The organism is Bacillus cereus, assembly GCF_007678085.1.
Classification (GTDB): Bacteria; Bacillota; Bacilli; order Bacillales; family Bacillaceae_G; genus Bacillus_A; species Bacillus_A cereus_BE.
On the sequence record NZ_VEDW01000057.1, the window covers coordinates 1 to 230 of the forward strand.

Genomic DNA, 230 nt, shown 5'->3' on the forward strand with positions numbered 1-230 from the left:
TGATGAACAGGGACGCAGTTTTATCGATGACGTGAAGGAAGGAGATCTGTGGTACTTCCCGTCAGGCCTGCCGCACTCCATTCAGGCGCTGAAAGAAGGCTGTGAATTCCTCTTGGTTTTTGATGACGGTTCTTTCTCAGAAAACAGCACATTCCAAGTGACTGACTGGCTCGCCCACACACCGCTTGATGTCATCGCCAACAACTTCGGGGTTTCAGAAAAAGACCTCG

The 230-nt window shown here is 50.4% G+C and carries 1 protein-coding gene; it reads left to right on the forward strand.

Annotation, left to right across the window (positions count from 1 at the left end; genetic code table 11):
• Window positions 1-230: cupin domain-containing protein (locus tag FS742_RS27365; protein ID WP_313956683.1), on the forward strand; the 230-nt coding region annotated here is incomplete at both ends.